Below are 18,675 nucleotides of genomic sequence, written 5' to 3' on the forward strand. Positions count from 1 at the left end.
AAACTGACACTAAGGATGACATTATGGTGAAAAAAACGATTGCAGCGTTCTTTACGGTTTTGGTCCTCTCTTCAGCACTGACCGCTTGTAACACCACGCGCGGTGTCGGTGAGGATATTTCAGACGGCGGCAACGCAATCTCTGGCGCGGCAACCAAAGCTCAGCAATAAACGCCGTCAACGGTACGGTTTAGCGCCGTACCGTTCTTCACTTCTCTCATTCCGTTGGATATACTCACCACGACTTTTCATCCACCTTACGGGACGACCCGTAAGCGTTTCTCATCCGGGGACGGCCCCAGCAAAGGAGCCTTATGTCCTGGATAGTCTTGTTTATCGCTGGCCTGCTGGAAGTGGTGTGGGCCGTCGGCCTGAAATATACCCATGGCTTTAGCCGCCTGGTTCCCAGCGTTATCACCATCGTGGCGATGGTGGCCAGCATGGCGCTGCTCTCATGGGCGATGAAAACCCTACCGGTAGGTACCGCCTACGCCGTCTGGACCGGGATCGGCGCCGTGGGGGCCGCCGTGACCGGTATTGTGCTGTTAGGGGAATCCGCCAGCGCCATGCGTATCGCCAGCCTTGTCTGTATCGTGATTGGCATCATTGGCCTGAAGATCAGCGCGCACTAATCATAGCGCTGATTGACCCAGACCAGTTTGCCGACATCAAAGCCCTGTCGGGTGGCAATGTTCAGCATCTGCTGCCTGACCTCCGGGGCGATGGTCGGCGCCCGGGCCAGCAGCCAGAGATAGTCGCGATCGGGGCCGCAGACCAGCGCGTAACGATACTCCTTATCCAGAGCAATGACGTTATAGCTGCCGTAGAAAGGGCCGAAGAAGGAAATCTTCAGCGCGGCGCGGCTGGGCTCCCCGGTAAAGTACGCTACCCCGTCCGTTTTCTGCCACATGCCGCGGTCGGGGTTATAACCTTTATTCACCACATCCAGACCGCCGTCATCACGTGGGTGCCAGGCGATCGTGACTTTTTCCAGCCCGCTTTCAAAAGGGTGGTCAAAGCGGGCGATTTCATACCAGGTACCCAGATAGCGCTGAACGTCGAAGGGACTGACCACGGTGACGCCCGGCGGCGGGGTGGGCGTGCTGCAGGCGACAGACAGGAACGAGACGGCAATCGCGGTAATTATCGGCAGGATACGCATGGCATGCTCCTTGCTGGCTTTTAAGCTAAGTGTAGAGTCCAGCAGGGAAAAGGCGGCAAGATTTTTCTATGAAGCGAGCCCGGTAGCAGAAATGCGACCGGGCTCTTGCAGGATCAGATAAACAGTACGCCAACGAGGATGATGACGCTGAGGATTGCCGCCAGGCCGTAGAAGACCCATTTACCGTTTGGCACATGGATTTTCAGATCGTGCATGGCGTGGTGAATACGATGCAACCCACACCACAGCGGCAGGACAATCATCAGAAAGATGAATGCGCGGCCGATAAAGCTTTGGGCAAAAGCCAGCACACGCTCATAGCTGAAGGCGTCGGCCGGGGCAAGCCCCAGCGGCAGCAGGATGCCGACCAGCAGCACCATCACCGGCGCGACGATCGCGCCCCACATGCCACCTGCGCCAAACAGCCCCCAGAATACGGGTTCATCGGAACGTTTCGGATTGGGATTAATCATCTCAGCCTCCTTACCAGAACAGGGCGACAAACAGGATCACCACGGTGACCACCGCCGTCACCACCCAGAGCCCTTTAATGACCGGCTCTGGCCCCATTTTTTCGCCTTTGATGATGACGTTGGCGGCTTTCGGCGCCAGCTCAAACCAGGTTTTGGTGTGCAGCAGCGCCGCCGCCAGGGTAATCAGGTTGAGGATCACCACCACCGGGTTTTGCAGGAATCCGATATATCCCGCCCAGCTCTCGGCGCCGTGCTTGAGGGCAAATAGCCCATAAATCAGCACAATGCTAAACCATACCGTCGGTACCGCCGTGCCTTCCCGTACCATGTAGAAGCGATAAAACGGCAGCTTTTTCCACCAGGTGGAGGTCATTGGCCGCACGTAGGGTTTGCGTTTCGTCGTCATAATGCACTCCTTAGCGTGGTTTCAGGGTGGCGATAAGAAAGTCTTTCGAGCTTTCCACCTTGCCCTGCTGGATCGCGGCCGCCGGGTCGACGTGCTTCGGACACACTTCCGAGCAGTAGCCCACGAAAGTGCAGGTCCAGACGCCATTCTGGCCGTTAAGCTGCGCCATGCGTTCCTTTTTACCGTGGTCGCGGCTGTCTTCGTTATAACGGTGGGCGAGGGTGATCGCCGCCGGGCCGATAAATTCCGGGTTCAGGCCGAACTGTGGACAGGCGGCATAGCACAGCCCGCAGTTGATGCAGCCGGAAAACTGATGGTATTTCGCCATCTGGGCCGGGGTCTGCTTGTTTGGCCCCTGGTCAGGCGTGCGGTTATTGCCGATGATATACGGCTTAATGGCTTCCAGGCTTTCGATAAAGTGGGTCATGTCCACCACCAGATCGCGCTCGATCGGGAAGTTGGCCAATGCCTCCACCTTGATGCCTTTGGTGTAATCGCGCAGGAAGGTTTTGCAGGCCAGCTTCGGCACCTTGTTGACCATCATGCCGCAGGAACCGCAGATTGCCATTCGGCAGGACCAGCGGTAGCTCAGGTCTGGCGCCAGGTTGTCTTTGATGTAGCCCAGCGCGTCCAGCAGCGAGGTCTGTTCATCGTAAGGCACGTCATAGAACGCGCTGTGCGGTGCGGTGTCGACCTCCGGATTGTAGCGCACCACTTCGACTTTCAGGTTTTTCATCTCAGCCATGGGTGGTCTCCTTCTTCTCAGCCGCGTCCGCTTCTGCGCCATAGACACGTTTTGCCGGCGGCAGCGTGGTGATCTTCACATCGCCATATTCCAGACGGGTAGTGCCATCGGCCTCGCGGAAGGCGAGAGTGTGCTTGAGGAAGTTGACGTCGTCGCGTTCGGTACAGCCTTCATCCAGACGCTGGTGCGCCCCGCGCGATTCTTTACGGGCGATGGCCGAGTGCGCCATACATTCGGCAACGTTTAAACCGTGCCCCAGCTCAATGGTGTAAAGCAGATCGGTATTGAACACGCTGGAGTTATCAGTAATGCGCACGCGCTTAAAGCGTTCCTGCAGTTCAGCCAGCTTGTCGATCGTTTTCTGCATCAGCTCCGGCGTGCGGTAGATGCCGCAGCCTTCCTCCATCGACAGCCCCATTTCATCGCGAATTTTCGCCCAGTTTTCGTTACCTTCCTGGTTGACGAGATCTTTCAGGCGCTGCTCCACATCGGCAGCCTGCGCATCGAGGGCGGCGCCGTTTGCCTCGCCCGCCTGAGCGGCGTGCTGCATGGCCTGCTCCCCGGCCAGGCGGCCGAAGACCACCAGCTCGGCCAGCGAGTTGGAGCCCAGACGGTTGGCGCCATGTAAGCCAACGGACGAGCATTCGCCCACGGCAAACAGCCCTTTGATCCGGGTTTCGCACTGCTGATCGGTTTCAATACCGCCCATGGTGTAGTGCGCGGTCGGGCGCACCGGGATCGGCTCTTTCACCGGATCGACGCCGACGTAGGCTTTCGCCAGTTCACAGATAAACGGCAGACGCTCCAGCAGTTTTTTCTCGCCGAGGTGGCGGAGATCGAGGTAGACCACGTCGCCGCGCGGCGTCGGGATGGTGTTCCCTTTCCGCCACTCGTGCCAGAAGGCCTGGGACACTTTGTCGCGTGGGCCCAGCTCCATATATTTATTCTTCGGTTCGCCGAGCGGGGTTTCCGGGCCCATGCCGTAATCCTGCAGATAGCGGTAGCCGTTTTTGTTGACCAGAATCCCGCCTTCGCCGCGGCAGCCTTCGGTCATCAGGATCCCGGATCCCGGCAGGCCGGTCGGGTGATACTGAACGAATTCCATGTCGCGCAGCGGCACGCCATGGCCCAGGGCCATCCCCATCCCGTCACCGGTGACGATGCCGCCGTTGGTGTTGTAGCGGTAGACGCGCCCGGCGCCGCCGGTAGCCAGCACCACGGCGTTAGCGCGGATCTGCACCAGGGTGCCTTCCATCATATTCATCGCCACCAGGCCGCGGGCCTGCCCGTCATCGACCAGCAGGTCAAGGACGAAATGTTCGTCAAAGCGCTGAATTTGGGGAAACTGAAGGGAGGTCTGGAAGAGGGTATGCAGCATGTGGAAGCCGGTTTTGTCGGCGGCAAACCAGGTGCGTTCGATTTTCATGCCACCGAAGCGCCGGACGTTGACGCTGCCGTCGGGGCGGCGGCTCCATGGGCATCCCCACTGCTCCAGTTGGGTCATTTCCGTCGGGCAGTGATGAACAAAATAGTCGACGACATCCTGCTCGCACAGCCAGTCGCCTCCCGCGACGGTGTCGTGAAAATGGTACTCAAAGCTATCGTGATCCTGGGCAACGGCTGCGGATCCCCCTTCCGCAGCGACCGTATGGCTGCGCATCGGATAGACTTTAGAAATCAGGGCGATTTTAGCGTTGGGGTTGGCCTGAGCGGCGGCGATAGCGGCACGAAGGCCTGCCCCGCCGGCGCCAATTACGGCGAGATCGGCTTGAAAAGTTTGCACGACATTCCTCCAGTTTTAGTGTATTTCGCCGCCGGGCTGGCGAAAAAGTATCACTGCTCCTTTATAGGTACAGGAGTATAGCCTTAGGGTCAGTATGGAAAATTGACGTGTTCGATTTTTTTATCGATATGTGCGGTTATTTATCAGTGGTATTTATGCGTCAGGGTTAACGATAGATTAATGGCATGTAGTCTGCCGGAGATTGCACAAAATTTGTTTCACTCGCCGGTTGCGAGTAGACTTCGTGCCCTTAATTTGCAATCGGAGAAAGTACCATGAGCGAGACGGCAACCTGGCAGCCGAGCGCACCCATTCCCAATCTGTTGAAGCGCGCGGCGGTGATGGCGGAAATCCGCCGTTTCTTTACCGATCGTGGCGTGCTGGAGGTGGAGACGCCTTGCATGAGTCAGGCGACGGTAACGGATATTCATTTGTTCCCGTTCGAAACCCGTTTCGTCGGCCCGGGCCATTCTCAGGGGCTTAACCTGTACCTGATGACCAGTCCGGAGTACCACATGAAGCGCCTGCTGGCGGCAGGTTGCGGCCCGGTCTTCCAGCTGTGCCGCAGCTTCCGTAATGAAGAGATGGGGCGTCATCACAATCCGGAATTCACCATGCTGGAGTGGTATCGTCCATGCTATGACATGTATCGCCTGATCAATGAGGTGGACGATCTGCTGCAGCAGGTGCTGGAGTGCCAACCGGCGGAAAGTCTCTCCTATCAGCAGGCGTTTCAGCGCCATCTGGAAATTGACCCGCTCTCTGCCGATAAAGCACAGCTGCGTGAAGTCGCAGCGAAGCTGGATCTGAGCAATATCGCCGATACTGAAGAAGATCGCGATACCCTGCTGCAGCTGCTGTTCACCATGGGCGTGGAGCCGCACATCGGCAAAGATCGACCAACGTTCATTTATCATTTCCCGGCGACTCAGGCCTCTTTAGCGCAGATCAGCCCGGAAGATCATCGGGTCGCTGAGCGCTTTGAGGTCTATTACAAAGGTATTGAGCTGGCGAACGGTTTCCACGAGCTGACCGACGCCCATGAACAGCGCCTGCGGTTTGAGCAGGATAACCGCAAACGCGCCGCGCGCGGCCTTCCGCAGCAGCCCATCGATAACAACCTGCTGGCAGCGCTGGAGGCGGGTCTGCCGGACTGCTCCGGCGTGGCGCTGGGCGTTGACCGCGTGGTCATGCTGGCGCTGGGCGCTGAAAGCATCGGCGAAGTGATCGCCTTTACGGTAGACCGCGCCTGATCGCTTTTTCACCTCCCTCCGCCGGCGGGTGGGGGAGGTGAAAGACGACTCTGAACCTGACACCCTCGCCCCGGCTTTAGCCCGAATACCCACAATTTCCCTCCGTGATTTTGCTACTATCCGCGCTCTTTTTATGAGGTCAGGCGTCGCTCGTCGGGGCGATGCCCACGTTTGGATAGATTTATGCATCAACAACTCAAGAAGATGAGCCTGATCGGGCTGATTCTGATGATCTTCACCTCGGTATTTGGCTTTGCCAACAGCCCATCGGCGTTTTATCTGATGGGCTATAGCGCGATGCCGTTTTACCTTTTTTCCGCCCTCTTTTTCTTTATCCCGTTCGCGCTGATGATGGCGGAGATGGGCTCAGCTTATCGTCGCGAAGAGGGCGGGATCTATTCCTGGATGAACCACAGCGTCGGGCCGCGCTTTGCCTTCATTGGTACCTTTATGTGGTTTGCCTCGTACGTAGTGTGGATGGTGAGTACCGCCGCTAAGATCTGGGTCCTGCTCTCTACTTTTTTGTTTGGCACGGACAAAACCCAGACCTGGGCGCTGGGTAGCCTGACGCCGACGCAGACGGTCGGTATTCTGGCGGCCTGCTGGATGGTCGTGGTGACCTTTATTGCCGTCAAAGGGATCAATAAAATCGCTAAAATTACCGCCGTCGGCGGTATCGCGGTGATGGGGCTTAACCTGGTGCTGCTGCTGGTGAGCGGGGCGATCCTTCTGCTTAACGGCGGTCATTTCGCCCAGCCGTTAAACTTCACCCTTTCGCCTAATCCCGGGTATCAGTCGGGCATGGCGATGCTGTCGTTTGTGGTATTTGCCATCTTTGCCTATGGCGGAATTGAGGCGGTTGGCGGCTTAGTGGATAAGACCGATAAGCCGGAAAAGAACTTTGCCAAAGGTATTATCATCGCGGCGATCGTTATCTCGATCGGTTACTCGCTGGCGATTGTGCTGTGGGGCGTGAGCGCCAACTGGCAGCAGGTGCTTGGCGCGCGTTCGACCAACCTCGGCAACATCACCTATGTGCTGATGACCAGCCTCGGGGCGACGCTGGGCCAGGCCCTGCACCTGACCCCTGCGGCGTCAGCCCTGACCGGGGTCTGGTTCGCCCGTATTACCGGCCTGTCGATGTTTCTCGCTTACACCGGCGCGTTCTTCACCCTCAGCTATTCTCCCCTGAAAGCGATTATCCAGGGCACGCCAAAAGCGCTCTGGCCGTCGGTGATGACCCGTCTCAACGTCAACGGAATGCCCGCCGCGGCGATGTGGCTGCAGTGTCTGCTGGTCGGGGTGTTTATCGTACTGGTATCGTTCGGTGGGGATAGCGCTTCCGCGTTTTATAACAAGCTGACGCTGATGGCCAATGTCTCTATGACCTTGCCTTATCTGTTCCTGACCATCGCCTTCCCGTTCTTCAAGGCGAAAACCCATCTTGACCGGCCGTTCGTGATCTTCAAAAACCGTCCGTCGACGCTGCTGGCGACCGGCGTGGTGCTGCTGGTGGTGACCTTCGCCAATATCTTCACCATTATCCAACCCGTCATCGACAGCGGGGACTGGAACAGCACCCTGTGGATGGTCGGTGGGCCGATCTTCTTCTCACTGCTGGCGCTGGGGATCTACGAAAGCTACCGTCGGCGCATGGCGTCCGGCGCGCTGGTGATGGAGAGTTAAAGAGCCTGCCCGGCGGTGCCGCCGGGCAGGGGATGGTTTACAGGCTACCAGCCGTACGGCGGCTGGTTTTTCCGGCCGAGGTCATGGTTTTACTGCTTTGCCTGCCGTCAATACTTTCCAGACGCATCTGGAACGGAGGGAACGGCATATCAATGCCATGCTCGCGGAAGCCCGCCAGGATCAGCTGATGCATCTCATGGCGCAGCGGCATGCGGTGCCCCATCTCCGCGGCAAAAATACGTAGCTCGAAAATCTGGATCCCCTGCTGCAGGTCGACGAGAAACGCCTCCGGCGCCGGGGTATCGATGACCAGCGAGCAGCGATGCGCCGCGGCGATGAGAATTTTCGTCACCTCTTCGGTATCGGCGTCCACAGGCGCCGGCACCGTCAGCACCACGCGGGTAACCGAGTCCGACAGCGACCAGTTGATAAACTGTTCGGTAATGAACGCCTTGTTCGGCACGATAATCTCTTTTCGGTCCCAGTCGCTGATGGTGGTCGCACGGGTATTAATGCGGGTGACGCTGCCCGTCAGGTCGCGAATGGTGACCGTATCGCCGATGCGGATCGGCTTCTCAAACAGGATAATCAGGCCGGAGATAAAGTTGGCGAAGATCTCCTGCAGGCCAAACCCGAGACCCACACCCAGCGCGGCGACCAGCCACTGCAGCTTCGACCACTCGATACCGATCATCGAGAAGCCCACCAGCCCGCCGACCAGCATCAGCAGATACTTAGTGATGGTGGTGATGGCGTAGCCGGTGCCGGGGGTTAAATCGAGATGCTGGAGGATCGCCAGTTCCAGCAGCGCGGGCAGGTTGCGTACCAGCTGAGTGGTGATGATCAGCACCAGAATGGCAATCAACACCGCGCCAAGCGTAATAGGCTCAAGGCTTTCCACCCCTTGTACCGTCGAGGTCACGTCCCACAGCGAGATATTCTCAAGGAAGCCAAACGCCGAGTGAATTTCCGACCACAGCACGATGACCGATAGCAGCGCGATCAGCATCAGCAGGGAGCGGACAAGCCGCAGCGACTGGGTACTGATGGCATCGAGGTCGACCTCGCTGACCTCCGTCTCCACCGACCCTTCCGGGCTGCTGACGTGAACGGGCTCATCTTCGCCGCGGGCGCGCTGAGCGAGAATTTCCGCGCGACGATGGCGGGCCCGGTCGAAGGCCAGCCGGCGGCGCTGGATCAGCATCCAGCGGCGGATGATGTGATAGACCACCAGCAGCAGGAACCAGATGGCGACCGAGGTTTCCAGACGCGCAAGCAGCGCCTGGGCGGTGGCGAGGTAGCCGACGGCGGCCGCCAGCATGGCCACCAGCGGGGCGCCAAGCATCAGGTTCCACAGCAGGCGGTTCACCATATTGTCGCCATTCCCCTCTTTATCCAGATAGAGCGGAATACCGGCGTGCTTAAGGCTCAGGGTGACCACCGCCAGCGCGCCGCAGATCAGCAGGAAGCACAGTCGGCCCAGCGAAGCGGAGAATTCGCGGTCGTTAAGATTATCGAACATGATCAGCGCCATAATCAGCGGCACAATCAGCCCGATGCTCATCAGGTAGTAGCGCATCGCCTTCGCCACGCGGCTACGCGGCCAGCCGAAGTGGGCGATAAACAGCCCGTTTGGCCGGGCGAAGGTGGCGCAGATCATCACCACCCACAGCAGAGGCACCGTCGCGGTGACTCCATCGCCAATCGCCACCGCCAGCGGGAACGGCCAGGCGGACTGCAGACCATAGCCGAGCGTCATCCACAGCACCGGCAGCGGCGAGGCCACCAGTATCGACCAGAAGACCGTGCGCAGCGTCAGCCAGAAGTGATCCTGGGTGACTTTCCCCACCCGGGCGCTGGAGCGCTCGAGAAAGCGGGTGAAATGGCGCCGCGAGCTGATGCTAAAGCCAACCAGCAGCAGGGCGGCAAACAGCGGTAGCAGGGTCTCTTTGCTGGTGAGCATCATCGCGATGGCTTTACCCAGTTCGCTGATGGTATCCAGGGAGATCAGGCGCCGCAGATCCTGGACGATCTCCAGCGGCCAGGAGAAGCCGATGGGGCTGACGTCCGAAGTCCAGAACAGATAGCGGTGGGTGGCTTCGTTGATCTCTTTCAGCGCGTCTTCCAGCTGGCCGTTGGCGACCTTCAGCTTGGTGAGCTCCAGCATCAGGGTGTCGCCGCCGCGCAGCAGCGAGTTCAGCAGCTCGTTCTGCGTGCGCAGCTGCGCCTGCAGGATCTTGTTCTGCTCGCTGGTAAGCGGTTCGCCGTCGGCCTGGCGGATCTGCCGCAGCTGCGGCTGCTTACTCAGCAAATCTTCAAAGCGCAGACGCTGCACGCGCAGCTGCGCCATTTCCGTATCCAGCTGCTGCGGGCGAGGGCGCTCCGGCAGCCGCGCCACCTGGGCGCGCAGGGCTTCGCCCAGCAGATTGGAGGAGCCCAGCCACTGCGACTGCTCGCGCAGAGTGTTTAACGCCTGGCGCACCTGCAGCGTTTGATTCGTCGCCTGCCGCTGCTGGGACGCCACCAGATCCATGCGCTGCGCCTGCTGGTTCAGCGCCTGGGAGAGCTCACGGTTGACCTTAAACTGGGCGGTGATGTCCGGCGGCAGGTTTTCACTGTTCTCCGCCAGCAGTTCGGTACTCTCCAGCGCCTTTTCCGCCTCCCGCTGGCGCTGGCTGTTTTGCAGATTGCGCAGCGCCTGCAGATAGGCATCCAGCTGCTCGCTCTGTTTTTGCGCCAGCTCGGAACGGGCGCGCGACAGCTCCTGGCGGTTGTTGGCGGAGAGCTGGGCGAGGTCGAGTTCATCCACCAGCGCCTTCAGACGCGCTGATTCCGCCTGCAGAGCAAGATTTTGCGCCTGGGCGAGAGCATTGTTGCCGGTTTGCGTGCCGATGCGGCGCTCAACCTCATTGAGCTGACGACGGGCATCGGTTTGCTGCTGCGGCAGCTGGTTCAGGGAGTCGGCGATTTCACGCGCGCGATCCTGCTCCTGCTGCGCCTGGCGGCTCGATTCCAGCAGCTGGCTGCTGACCTGCAGGATCTCCTGGTTCAGCGCATCGGCGGTCAGGCCGGTTGGCACCTGGCGCGGCTCTTCGCTCAGATTATTGAGCTGGGCACGCAGGCTTTGAAACAGTTTGGGGAAATTGTCGATAACGTCCTGATACTGACGGGCGCGCTCGAGGGATGATTTTCGCTCCTCAAGCGCGTTCAGCGCGGACTGCAGAACTTCAACGGTTTCAGGCTGGGCGGGCTTTGCCGCCTTCGCCTGTTCCAGTTCCTGGGTTATCTGTTTAGCATCCGGGGCTGTCGCAGCGTACGCCCCGAAACTGAGGCTCAAGGCCAACAGGAAAGTGTATATCAGGCGCACGGCATAACCCTTTTGCTGAAGAATTAACCTTGGTCTTGTTTATCGTCAACCAGCGGGCTGGCGCGGTGTTCGGCGCGGATCTCTTCTTCCGGTAACGGCGCGGGTTCAGCGGCGGCGGTCGCTTCCACTGCTGTCGCCAGCGGTTGGCCGATCTTGGTCACGGACAGGCTTTGCAGCGTGTCGACCAGCTTCACCTGGCCCGGGGCAAACAGGTTGATCACGGTGGAACCCAGTTTGAAGCGGCCCATCTCCTGGCCTTTCAGCAAGGCGATGGAGCCTTCGTTGTCGCCAGCGGGCCAGGTCCAGCGTTTAATAATGCCTTCGCGCGGCGGGGTCACGGTGCCGGACCACACGGTCTCGATGCTGCCGACGATAGTTGCGCCCACCAGAATTTGCGCCATCGGGCCAAACTCAGTATCAAACAGGCAGATGACGCGCTCGTTACGGGCGAACAGGTTCGGCACGTTCTGCGCCGTCAAGTGGTTAACAGAGAACAGGTCGCCAGGAACGTAGATCATTTCGCGCAGGATGCCGTTGCACGGCATGTGTACGCGGTGATAGTCGCGCGGCGACAGGTAGGTGGTGGCGAAGCTGCCGTTACGGAACAGGTCGGCCATCTGATAGTTGCCGGCCAGCAGGGCTTCCAGACTGTAGTCATGACCCTTAGCCTGCAGGATTTTATCGTTCTCAATGGCGCCAAGCTGGCTGATCACGCCATCGGCCGGCATCACCAGCACGTTTGGATCGGTATTCAGCGGGCGAACGTCGTCGCGCAGCGGGCGCACGAAGAAATCGTTGAAGGTGCGATAAGCCGCGGTATCCGGCTTCTGCGCCTCTTTCATATCGACCTTGTAGTATTTCACGAACAGATCGATGACCAGCTTCGTCAGCCAACCTGCGCGTTTGCTCGCACCCCAGCCTGCGAGGCGGGTGAGCCACAGTTTAGGCAGAATGTATTGCAGTGAAAGTTTAAGATCGTTTAACAAAGTAGCCTCCAGGCCATGATATGTCGTTCCTGACCCCGCCTGCGGGCGGGGACCTGAAAAAAGGGGACGATTCTATACGTAAAACTCGCCAAATGGCATCCGCGTAAGCTGCGTCATCATCGCTGCCCGGCAGCGCCTTACGTGATGCTCAGCTTAATGATCAGTCATCGGACGAGGAAAAGTTTTTACGCGTTTTTACCTGTACCTGCGCCATGCTTTCCAGGATGCGGTGGTAGTTCTCAAAACGGCTTTCGGCGATCTTGCCGTTCTCTACCGCTTCGCGAAGCGCACAGCCAGGATCGGTATCGTGTTTACAGTCGCGATATTTGCAACGGCCTAAATAATCATGGAATTCGACAAAGCCGTTGGTGATTTGTTCCGCTTCCAGATGCCACAGGCCGAACTCACGTACCCCCGGTGAATCAATCACATCGCCGCCGTGCGGGAAGTGGTAGAGGCGTGCCGCGGTGGTGGTGTGTTGACCTAAGCCGGAAACGTCCGAGACATCATTGGTGAGGATCTGATCCTCGCTCAACCCGAGCAGGGCGTTCAGCAGGCTCGATTTACCGACCCCGGACTGCCCGGCGAAGATACTGATGCGGTCGGTCAGGGCCGCTTCCAGCGGCTTAAGGCCGTCCTGAGTCCGACTGGAAACCAGCAGCACGCGGTAACCGATGTTGCGGTAGATATCCATTTGCTCATTGACGAAGCGCAGACCATCATCATCCAGCAGATCGATTTTATTCAGCACAATGAGCGGCTCGATATCCTGCGCTTCGCAGGCCACCAGATAGCGATCGATAATATTCAGCGACAGCTCAGGCAGGATCGCGGAAACCACCACGATCTGGTCGATATTGGCGGCGATAGGCTTCACGCCGTCGTAAAAATCCGGACGCGTCAGGACGGAGGCGCGATCGTGCACCGCCTCGACGATCCCTTTGACGCTTACGCCGTCGGCGGCGTCTTTACCCGGCCGCCAGACCACGCGGTCGCCGGTGACCAGCGAGCGGATCGTCCGGCGGATATTGCAGCGATGCACGCTGCCGTCAGCGGATTCGACGTCGGCATGCATACCAAAGCGACTGATGACAATGCCTTCCGACGTTTCGCCAAACAGGTTGTCATCGTAGTCGGCCTTCTCCGCAGTGGTTTTCAGACGGCGCTGGTGGTTGGCTTTGACGCGGCGCTGCTGGCCTTTGGAGAGTTTATTTTTACTCAATCGAACTGGCTCCTGGTCGCCCTGATGGGGCAAAACCTCTATGATACACGCTATTTTAGATGAATATAGTCACGCGAGAAGGGTGGAAAATAGCATGAGTGCAAATGAAAACAACCTCATTTGGATCGATCTTGAGATGACAGGGCTGGATCCGGAGCGCGATCGCATTATCGAAATCGCCACCCTGGTGACCGATGCCAACCTGAACATTCTGGCTGAGGGCCCGACCATCGCGGTGCATCAGTCGGACGCTCAGCTGGCATTAATGGACGAGTGGAATGTGCGGACGCATACCGGCAGCGGTCTGGTGGATCGCGTAAAGGCCAGCACTGTCAGCGAGCACGATGCCGAACTGGCGACCATTGAGTTTCTTAAGCAGTGGGTGCCGGCGGGCAAGTCGCCGATCTGCGGCAACAGTATCGGCCAGGATCGTCGCTTCCTGTTTAAGTACATGCCGCAACTGGAAGCCTATTTCCACTATCGCTATCTGGACGTTAGCACGCTGAAAGAGCTGGCGCGCCGCTGGAAGCCGGAAATTCTCGACGGTTTTAAAAAGCAGGGCACTCATCAGGCGATGGACGATATCCGCGAGTCGGTCGCCGAGCTGGCTTACTACCGCGAACACTTCATTAAGCTGTAAACCGCGACCGGGCCCTGTGCGCGGCCCGGTACACTTTTCTGCGTTATTTAAACCACTTCTGCTGCATCTGCTGGAAGTCAGGTGTCGCCATGACCGCGGCCAGGGCATCGTTGATGGCGTTCAGCAGCTCCGGATCGTCTTTGCGCACCGCAATCGCATACTGCTTACCGTAATAAGCCGGGTCGGTGGCCCGTTCATCCATGATGGCGTAGTCAGGGTTCTCCTGCTGCCAGGCGTCGAGGGTGGCGAAGTCGCCCATGACGCCGGTTATTTGCCCGGCTTTCAGCGCGGCCAGGGCGCTGGCGACATCGTCGTAAGGGACAGCCTGTACGGCTTTCTGTTTATCACGCAGGTAGCGCTGATGCAGCGTGCCTTTCACCACGCCGACTTTTTTAGCCTTCAGATCGGCAAAGGTATGGGCGACATCTTTGTTGACGATCACTACCCCGGAGAGCGCCTGGCGATAGGGTCGGCTGAAGGCGACCTGCTTCTCACGCATCGGGATCACTTCCATGCCGGCAATCACCGCGTCAAATTTCTTAAAGCGTAAAGCCGGGATCAGGGTATCGAAACGCTGCGCCGTGAACTGGCACTGCGCCTGCATCTGCTGGCACAGGGCGTGCGCGAGATCGATATCGAAGCCAACGGGCTGATTTTTGCCGTTGGCGGTGACAAACGGTGGATTGGCCGTGGTGGTGCCAAAATGGAGCGTCTCGGCTGACGCGGTTCCGATGGCCAGCGTGCTCAGCAGCAGGACGGTGAGGACTTTTCTCATGCTAATTCCCTGTTTGGCGTCGGGGTGGCCTCGTTATACGTCGCGCCACCGCTGTATGATGCGAGCGATTTTGCGTCATTCAGCCGGGCGGAAAAAGCGATTTTGCCCGTTATGACGCTTATTTATACAATTCAGCGGCGTAGATGGCGAGAAAATGTCCATTTAAACAAAAAACGCAAAAAAGTGATCGTCAGGGGGTTGCAGGGGCATCGAATTCTCGTATAATACGCCTCCCGTAACGACGCAGAAATGCAAATTACGACGCCATCGAAATATGGCAAAAAATGCAGTAACGCGGGAATAGCTCAGTTGGTAGAGCACGACCTTGCCAAGGTCGGGGTCGCGAGTTCGAGTCTCGTTTCCCGCTCCAAATTTTCTTCCATCTCTTATTTATCCACAGTGCAATCCAGCGCCGGGGATGATTTTCGTTTGGTCCGCAGAAATACTGTGAACAGAGTTATCCACAGGTTGTCGTTCCGTCACTGGCGGCGCAAATGCTTCGCTTTGTAAATAGTATCTTTGTATGTGATTGAAATTTAACAAATAAATTTCATTTCAAAATGTTAATCCGATCACTTGACCTTGGTCTGCGCCTTGAAACGCAATGTGTTTTAGATTTTATTCACAGCCTGTGAATGAATCAGGCGTCGCGCGGCAAGCCTTTCTCTACCACTCTGACCAGACGTAATTTTTTCGGCAGCTGTACTTCAACGGCGTCGGCGTTCCGCTTTTTCAGTTGCTGGGCAATCGCCCACTCAATGTGTTCGTCGAGAAGCGGGTGCTCGCCCCGGCGGCTCTCCAGGGCGCGAAGATGGGCTTCATCCCAGGGCGCATTGCCCAACGCGACGGCGATATTGCGCAGCCAGCGCAGGTGGCCAATGCGACGAATCGCCGACCCTTCGGTCACCTTCAGAAACCACGCTTCGCTCCAGGCGAACAGCTCCACCAGCGGCGGGGCATGCAGCGCTTTGCGTGGGCTGAAATCCTCTTCATCGGTGAGCTGTGAGAAACGGTTCCACGGGCAGATCAGCTGACAATCATCACAACCGTAAATACGGTTGCCGATTAGTGGACGGAACTCCTCGGGGATTGCACCTTCCAGTTCAATGGTGAGATAGGAGATGCAGCGCCGGGCGTCGACGGTATAGGGCTCAACGATGGCCCCGGTGGGACAGATGGTCATGCAGGCGACGCAGCGCCCACACTCCTCCGCAACCGGGCTGTCGACCGGCAGGGGCAGATCAATCAGCAGTTCGCCGAGGAAAAAGAACGATCCGGCGTCGCGGCTTAATATTAGTGAGTGCTTACCTGTCCAGCCAAGGCCCGCTTTTTCTGCGATTGGCCGTTCCAGGATAGGCGCGGAATCGACAAAAGGTCTAAAATTGAGCGAAGCACACTGTTCCTGAATCTTCTCCCCCAGCTTTTTCAGGCGATTACGTAGCAGCTTATGATAATCACGCCCGAGGGCATAACGGCTGACGTAACCCAGCGTGGGATCTTTCAGGGTGCGGGCAAAGGCGGCGTTAGCGGGCAGATAGTTCATCCGCACGCTGATGACGCGTAACGTACCGGGCAGCAGTTCGTGGGGACGGGCGCGCATCATACCGTGACGGGCCATCCATTCCATTTCGCCGTGGTATTGTTTATCCAGCCATGCCTGCAGTTTGGGTTCACTGGCGCTGAGGTCGGTATCGGCGATCCCCACCTGCTGGAACCCAAGCTCTGTGCCCCATTGTTTGATTTGTTGCGCTAACTGAACGAGATCGAGGGGCTGTGACATGATGGACCATACAATGACGAAAAACCCTGACAGTATACCATACAACATTTGGCCTGCGGAGGCGCTGCGCCTGGCCGAACGAGAGGCGGCGGACAGCCTGGGGCTGACGCTGTTCGAACTCATGCAGCGCGCGGGCGAGGCGGCGTTCCAGCTGGCCAGCTGTGCTTATCCTGCCAGCGCGCACTGGCTGATCCTCTGCGGACATGGCAACAACGGCGGCGACGGATATGTCGTTGCGCGTCTGGCACAGGCCGCGGGGCGGCGGGTGACGCTGCTGGCGGTGGAGAGTGACAGCCCGCTGCCGGAAGAGGCGCAGGCGGCGCGGGAGGCGTGGCTTAACGCCGGCGGTGTGATCCATGCGGCGACTATCCCATGGCCCGACGATATCTCACTGATTATTGATGGCCTGCTCGGCACCGGTCTGCGCAGTGCGCCGCGCGATCCCGTTGCGGCGCTCATCCACCAGGCGAACCACCACCCGGCGCCGGTGGTGGCGCTGGATATCCCTTCCGGCCTGAATGCGCAGACGGGCGCGACGCCAGGTGCAGTGGTACAGGCCGACCATACGCTGACCTTTATCGCCCTCAAGCCGGGGCTGCTGACCGGCAAGGCGCGGGATGTCGTCGGGCAACTCCACCATCATGCGCTGGGGCTCGAACGCTGGCTCGCCGGACAAAGCACTCCTCTGACGCGGTTTTGCGCCGCCCACCTCGCCGACTGGCTTCCGCCGCGGCGGGCCACCTCCCATAAAGGCGATCACGGTAAACTGGTGATTGTCGGCGGCGATCGCGGCACGGCAGGCGCTATCCGTATGTGCGGTGAAGCGGCCCTACGCAGCGGCGTGGGACTGGTGCGAGTACTTACTCACCCGGAGAACGTGGCGCCCATTGTCACCGTGCGGCCGGAATTAATGGTAGATGAACTGACGCCGCAGACTCTGAAAGCCGCGCTGGAGTGGGCTGATGTGGTGGCGATTGGCCCTGGCCTGGGGCAGCGCGAATGGGGGCGCAGCGCCCTGCGCACGGTGGAAAGTTTTAACAAACCGATGGTCTGGGACGCCGACGCGCTGAACCTGCTGGCATTCAATCCCGATAAACGTCACAATCGCGTGCTAACGCCGCACCCCGGCGAAGCGGCCCGTCTGCTGAACGTCAGCGTGGCAGAAATTGAAAGCGATCGCTTACTTTCTGCGCAGCGTCTGGTAAAACGGTATGGCGGCGTGGTTGTGCTGAAAGGCGCGGGCACGGTGGTGGCCAGTGAAAGCGGGGCGATGGGCATTATCGATGCCGGCAATGCCGGGATGGCCAGCGGCGGGATGGGCGATGTGCTCACCGGCATCATCGCCGCGTTGTTAGGACAGCACCTGACGCCGTATGATGCTGCCTGTGCCGGGTGCGTCGCTCATGGCGATGCCGCCGACCGACTGGCCGCCCGCGAGGGCACCCGCGGCATGCTGGCGACCGATCTCTTTTCCACGCTCAGGCGTGTTGTTAACCCGGATGTGATTGACGTAGACCATGATTAACCGAGTGATTCCTTTACCCGATGAGCAGGCCACGCTGGCCCTTGGCGACCGCATCGCGCAGGCCTGTACCGGCGCCACCGTGATTTATCTGTATGGTGATTTAGGCGCGGGGAAAACGACCTTCAGTCGCGGCTTTTTGCAGGCGCTCGGTCACCGCGGCAATGTCAAAAGCCCAACTTATACCCTGGTGGAGCCCTATACCCTCGAGAACCTGATGGTGTATCACTTCGATCTTTACCGTCTGGCGGATCCTGAGGAACTCGAATTTATGGGGATCCGTGATTATTTTGCCGACGATGCCATCTGCCTGGTGGAATGGCCGCAGCAAGGCGCAGGTGTCCTGCCTGACCCGGATGTTGAAATTCACCTTGATTACCAGGCACAAGGGCGTGAGGCGCGTATTACCGCGATCTCCTCACGGGGTGAATCTTTACTGGCGCGTTTAGCCTTTTAGCCTGAAGGATGACGGGATGAAGTATCGCATAACCACCTGGCTTGCCGCTGCGCTGATGCTGTCGAGTCTTCACGCCACTGCGGCGAGTTTATCCGATATCCAGGTCTCTAACGGAGACCAGCAGGCCCGTATTACCCTAAGCTTTGTCGGTGAGCCGGAGTACTCCTTTACCCCACAGGGTAAACGTCTGGTGGCGCTGGATATCAAGCAGACCGGCGTATTGCAGGGACTACCGCTGCAGTTTAGCGGCAGCAACCTGGTGAAGAGTATTCGCGCCGGCACGCCGCAGGATACGCAGACGCTGCGTCTGCTGGTGGATCTGACGGAAGATGGCAAAACCCGGGCGGTGAAGCAACAGAACGGGGCGAATTACACGGTGGTCTTTACCATCAACGCCGACGCGCCGCCGCCGCCGCCTC

Annotated in this window: 17 protein-coding genes, 1 tRNA gene and 1 pseudogene; 9 read left to right on the top strand and 10 right to left on the bottom strand. The window is 58.8% G+C overall.

The features are described 5' to 3' along the window. Nucleotides 1–23: 23 nt before the first annotated feature. The gene (gene ecnB, locus BHE81_RS24790; RefSeq protein ID WP_002885518.1) at nucleotides 24–170 is read left to right on the top strand and encodes a lipoprotein toxin entericidin B; all 147 of its coding nucleotides are present in this window, start codon (nucleotides 24–26) and stop codon (nucleotides 168–170) included. A gap of 143 nt (nucleotides 171–313) precedes the next feature. Beyond that, the gene (gene sugE / locus BHE81_RS24795) at nucleotides 314–631 is read left to right on the top strand and encodes a quaternary ammonium compound efflux SMR transporter SugE (protein WP_002885521.1); all 318 of its coding nucleotides are present in this window, start codon (nucleotides 314–316) and stop codon (nucleotides 629–631) included. On the opposite strand, the gene BHE81_RS24800 is transcribed toward sugE, so the two are convergent. The 5 genes from BHE81_RS24800 to frdA form a co-directional block, all read right to left on the bottom strand. Beyond that, on the bottom strand, nucleotides 628–1,161 hold the full coding sequence (locus tag BHE81_RS24800) for a lipocalin family protein (RefSeq protein ID WP_023302372.1): 534 nt from the start codon (nucleotides 1,159–1,161) through the stop codon (nucleotides 628–630). The two genes, sugE and BHE81_RS24800, sit on opposite strands and share 4 nt — an antisense overlap. Before the next feature lie 113 nt (nucleotides 1,162–1,274). Beyond that, on the bottom strand, nucleotides 1,275–1,634 hold the full coding sequence (gene frdD / locus BHE81_RS24805) for a fumarate reductase subunit FrdD (protein WP_149888844.1): 360 nt from the start codon (nucleotides 1,632–1,634) through the stop codon (nucleotides 1,275–1,277). Between the two features lie 10 nt (nucleotides 1,635–1,644). Further along, complete coding sequence (frdC, locus tag BHE81_RS24810; RefSeq protein WP_002885530.1) at nucleotides 1,645–2,040, bottom strand: fumarate reductase subunit FrdC; 396 nt, start codon at nucleotides 2,038–2,040, stop codon at nucleotides 1,645–1,647. A 10-nt stretch (nucleotides 2,041–2,050) separates the two neighbouring features. Then, nucleotides 2,051–2,785, bottom strand: coding sequence for a fumarate reductase iron-sulfur protein (gene frdB, locus BHE81_RS24815; protein ID WP_004177729.1), 735 nt, complete (start codon nucleotides 2,783–2,785; stop codon nucleotides 2,051–2,053). After that, nucleotides 2,778–4,568, bottom strand: a complete 1,791-nt coding sequence (gene frdA, locus BHE81_RS24820) for a fumarate reductase (quinol) flavoprotein subunit (protein WP_023302373.1) — start codon at nucleotides 4,566–4,568, stop codon at nucleotides 2,778–2,780. The genes frdB and frdA overlap by 8 nt, the downstream gene beginning before the upstream one ends. Before the next feature lie 275 nt (nucleotides 4,569–4,843). Here frdA and epmA point away from each other — a divergent pair, with 275 nt between their 5' ends. Both epmA and yjeM read left to right on the top strand, forming a co-directional pair. Beyond that, entirely contained in the window at nucleotides 4,844–5,821 is a 978-nt protein-coding gene (epmA, locus tag BHE81_RS24825; protein ID WP_004146714.1) for an elongation factor P--(R)-beta-lysine ligase, read from the top strand. 183 nt (nucleotides 5,822–6,004) lie between these two features. Continuing rightward, the gene (gene yjeM / locus BHE81_RS24830; protein ID WP_110246474.1) at nucleotides 6,005–7,507 is read left to right on the top strand and encodes a glutamate/gamma-aminobutyrate family transporter YjeM; all 1,503 of its coding nucleotides are present in this window, start codon (nucleotides 6,005–6,007) and stop codon (nucleotides 7,505–7,507) included. Between the two features lie 37 nt (nucleotides 7,508–7,544). Here the strand turns inward: yjeM and mscM are convergent, their stop codons facing one another. The 3 genes from mscM to rsgA form a co-directional block, all read right to left on the bottom strand. Next, nucleotides 7,545–10,874 carry a miniconductance mechanosensitive channel MscM gene (gene mscM / locus BHE81_RS24835; protein ID WP_023302375.1) on the bottom strand — a complete coding sequence of 1,110 codons (3,330 nt, stop codon included), beginning with the start codon at nucleotides 10,872–10,874 and terminating at the stop codon, nucleotides 7,545–7,547. Between the two features lie 23 nt (nucleotides 10,875–10,897). Continuing rightward, nucleotides 10,898–11,860, bottom strand: a complete 963-nt coding sequence (asd, locus tag BHE81_RS24840) for an archaetidylserine decarboxylase (protein ID WP_002885536.1) — start codon at nucleotides 11,858–11,860, stop codon at nucleotides 10,898–10,900. A gap of 160 nt (nucleotides 11,861–12,020) precedes the next feature. Then, nucleotides 12,021–13,082, bottom strand: a complete 1,062-nt coding sequence (gene rsgA / locus BHE81_RS24845; RefSeq protein WP_002885537.1) for a small ribosomal subunit biogenesis GTPase RsgA — start codon at nucleotides 13,080–13,082, stop codon at nucleotides 12,021–12,023. Between the two features lie 94 nt (nucleotides 13,083–13,176). Here rsgA and orn point away from each other — a divergent pair, with 94 nt between their 5' ends. Next, complete coding sequence (gene orn, locus BHE81_RS24850) at nucleotides 13,177–13,722, top strand: oligoribonuclease (protein WP_002885538.1); 546 nt, start codon at nucleotides 13,177–13,179, stop codon at nucleotides 13,720–13,722. A 43-nt stretch (nucleotides 13,723–13,765) separates the two neighbouring features. On the opposite strand, the gene BHE81_RS24855 is transcribed toward orn, so the two are convergent. Next, entirely contained in the window at nucleotides 13,766–14,497 is a 732-nt protein-coding gene (locus BHE81_RS24855; RefSeq protein WP_004177719.1) for a transporter substrate-binding domain-containing protein, read from the bottom strand. 294 nt (nucleotides 14,498–14,791) lie between these two features. On the opposite strand from BHE81_RS24855, the gene BHE81_RS24860 reads away from it, so the two are divergent. Further along, nucleotides 14,792–14,867 (top strand) — tRNA-Gly (locus BHE81_RS24860). Nucleotides 14,868–15,137: 270 nt separating this feature from the next. On the opposite strand, the gene queG is transcribed toward BHE81_RS24860, so the two are convergent. After that, nucleotides 15,138–16,277 (bottom strand): tRNA epoxyqueuosine(34) reductase QueG, encoded by a 1,140-nt coding sequence (gene queG, locus BHE81_RS24865; protein ID WP_004178333.1) that lies wholly within the window; start codon nucleotides 16,275–16,277, stop codon nucleotides 15,138–15,140. A 13-nt stretch (nucleotides 16,278–16,290) separates the two neighbouring features. Between queG and nnr the strand changes: the two genes are divergently transcribed. From nnr to BHE81_RS28865, 3 genes and pseudogenes are all read left to right on the top strand, one after another. Next, nucleotides 16,291–17,802 carry a bifunctional ADP-dependent NAD(P)H-hydrate dehydratase/NAD(P)H-hydrate epimerase gene (nnr, locus tag BHE81_RS24870; protein WP_023302377.1) on the top strand — a complete coding sequence of 504 codons (1,512 nt, stop codon included), beginning with the start codon at nucleotides 16,291–16,293 and terminating at the stop codon, nucleotides 17,800–17,802. Then, nucleotides 17,795–18,256: a tRNA (adenosine(37)-N6)-threonylcarbamoyltransferase complex ATPase subunit type 1 TsaE gene (gene tsaE, locus BHE81_RS24875; protein WP_002885589.1), complete on the top strand. Its 462-nt coding sequence runs from the start codon at nucleotides 17,795–17,797 to the stop codon at nucleotides 18,254–18,256. The genes nnr and tsaE overlap by 8 nt, the downstream gene beginning before the upstream one ends. A 58-nt stretch (nucleotides 18,257–18,314) precedes the next feature. Beyond that, a pseudogene (locus tag BHE81_RS28865) lies at nucleotides 18,315–18,675 on the top strand (AMIN domain-containing protein); the annotation flags it as partial.

The sequence above is a fragment of the Klebsiella sp. AqSCr genome (assembly GCF_008452795.1).
Taxonomy (GTDB): Bacteria; Pseudomonadota; Gammaproteobacteria; order Enterobacterales; family Enterobacteriaceae; genus Klebsiella; species Klebsiella pneumoniae.